This window comes from Stutzerimonas stutzeri, assembly GCF_000935215.1.
Classification (GTDB): Bacteria; Pseudomonadota; Gammaproteobacteria; order Pseudomonadales; family Pseudomonadaceae; genus Stutzerimonas.
The window spans coordinates 1-1,897 of the sequence record NZ_JXXD01000254.1 but is presented as its reverse complement, the minus strand read 5'-3'; the positions used below and the strand labels follow the sequence as shown (position 1 = coordinate 1,897).

The 1,897-nt window shown below is 70.4% G+C and carries 3 protein-coding genes and 1 pseudogene; all 4 read left to right on the top strand.

Annotation, left to right across the window (positions count from 1 at the left end; genetic code table 11):
* Positions 1-353, top strand: a pseudogene (locus LO50_RS21290) (ParA family partition ATPase); the annotation flags it as partial.
* A complete protein-coding gene (locus tag LO50_RS21285; RefSeq protein WP_023114175.1) occupies positions 350-634 on the top strand; it encodes a hypothetical protein in 285 nt (94 codons plus the stop codon). The pseudogene LO50_RS21290 and the gene LO50_RS21285, both read left to right, overlap by 4 nt.
* Positions 631-1,155, top strand: a complete 525-nt coding sequence (locus LO50_RS21280) for a DUF2840 domain-containing protein (protein ID WP_044316282.1) — start codon at positions 631-633, stop codon at positions 1,153-1,155. Before LO50_RS21285 ends, LO50_RS21280 begins: the two co-directional genes overlap by 4 nt.
* Positions 1,152-1,739, top strand: coding sequence for a S26 family signal peptidase (locus tag LO50_RS21275; RefSeq protein ID WP_044316281.1), 588 nt, complete (start codon positions 1,152-1,154; stop codon positions 1,737-1,739). The genes LO50_RS21280 and LO50_RS21275 overlap by 4 nt, the downstream gene beginning before the upstream one ends.
* Positions 1,740-1,897 lie beyond the last annotated feature (158 nt).

The following is a 1,897-nucleotide window of genomic DNA, read 5'->3' as shown; positions in this document are numbered from 1 at the left end:
GCTCCGCGCTGCTGGCGGCCGAGCGCGTGCTGATCCCGGTGCAGCCCAGCCCCTACGACTTGTGGGCCAGCGCTGAGATGGTGGCGCTGATCCGCGAGGCGCAGGTATTTCGGCCTGCGCTGCGCGCGGCCTTCGTCATCAATCGGCGCGTCAGTACCACCGTGATCGGGCGCGAAGCACGCCAGGCACTCGCCGACCAGCCGCTTCCTGCGCTGCGCGCGGAAGTGCATCAGCGCATCGTGTTCGCCGATAGCGTGGCCGCTGGCCGGCTTGCACGCGAGACGGCACCCGACAGCGCCGCCGCACGCGAAATCACTGCGCTGGTGGACGAATTGCTGCGGTGGCCGACATGACCGCGAAGCCGCCATCGAACAGCAAGCGCACGGCAAAGCGCGTCGGCATCGGCGCGCGTCCGCCCGCGAATCCGCACGCCGAGGCGTGGATTCGCCAGGGCGACGCCGATGCGCTGGGCAAGGGCGACCTCTACACCGCCCGTCTGACTCTCGACATCACGCCCGCGATGCGGGCACGCATCAAGGTGTCGGCCTTCACGCAAGGCGTGACCGTGGCCGACCTGCTGCGTGGCCTGTTGGAGCGGGAGTTTCCAGAGCACCGCAGGGAGAACGCACCATGACTGCATCCGCTTCGCCTGCCGCTGGCGCGGCTACGGCTGCACTTGCCGGCCAGCCTGCCAGCGCGCCGCTGACGCGCGTGGCGCTGGCCTACATCGAACCACGCTTCAAGCTCTACCTGCGCTTCGGCGAACCTGCGCGCACGCTGCGGCTCGACCGCTGGCGGCGCTGCGCGGTGTTCCTGCCGCATGCAATGTTCTGCCGCGTGCGCTGGCAGGCCAACGACTACGGCACGATCCGCTGGCAACTCATGGTGATGCAAGCTGGCACGCCGCTGGATGCCTTGCAGCGCATCCCTGGCGTGCGGCCCGGTGCGCGCCTACTGCTGCACGCCGAGGGTAACGCCAGCGTGCGCGCCGTGCTGGAACGCATCGACGCCATCGAGGCGCTGGGCATCGCCCCGTCTGCCGTCTCGCCCGCGTACTGGCGCACGCTGGGCAACCGGCTCGCGGCGCGCCTGCCGCTGCCCGAATACACCGCCGAGCGGCACGCCGCCTGGCTCGCTGGGAAAGCGCTGCCATGACGACCGTTTCCACTTCGTCCGCCTCGCCGCGTCCTCGCTCGCGCCTGCGCGCTCGTATCGTGCTGGCCGGCTTCGCCGCTGTCGGCCTCGCTGCGCTGGCCTGGGCGGCTTTCGTGTCTCCGCTGCCGCGCTTGACATACAACCCATCCGACAGCGTGGCGGTCGGCTGGTATCGCATCGAACCGTTCGACCCGCGCACCGCCTCGCTGCCACGTCCGCTGTCCGTGGACAGCATCGTGCTGGTGCCGCTGCCCGACAGAGCCGCCACGCTGGCTGCGCAGCGCGGCTACCTGCCGACGCGCGTGCCGCTGCTCAAACGTGTGGGCGCGGTCGCGCCGCAACACGTCTGCATCGTCGCCGGGCAGGTTCGCATCGACGGCGTGCCTGCGGCCGCCGCGCTGCCTGCCGACCGGCTGGGCCGGCCGCTGCCATCCTTGCAGCTTTGCCGCCGCCTCGAACCGGGCGAACTGTTCCTATTGAGCGTGACCAATCCAGCGTCGTTCGACAGCCGCTATTTCGGCCCGGTCGGCGCATCCGCCGTGATCGGCGTCGCGCATCCGGTCTGGTTGGAGACACGCCCATGATGGCCGCCGATTCGCTGCACGTTGCCGTGCCTCTCATCGTGCCATCGGGCGTGTCGTTGCGGCTGCTGCTGCCGTGTTGTCGCGCGTGCAGTGCGAGCGCATCCGCGCCGCACTTCGCGCAACATCCGGCGCAGCCGTCCACCGTGCAGGCGTCTTGC

Bases quoted from the DNA above. Each gene is read 5' to 3' on its own strand.
- LO50_RS21285 (WP_023114175.1), top strand. From the start codon at position 350: ATGACCGCGAAGCCGCCATCGAACAGCAAGCGCACGGCAAAGCGCGTC.
- LO50_RS21280 (WP_044316282.1), top strand. From the start codon at position 631: ATGACTGCATCCGCTTCGCCTGCCGCTGGCGCGGCTACGGCTGCACTT.
- LO50_RS21275 (WP_044316281.1), top strand. From the start codon at position 1,152: ATGACGACCGTTTCCACTTCGTCCGCCTCGCCGCGTCCTCGCTCGCGC.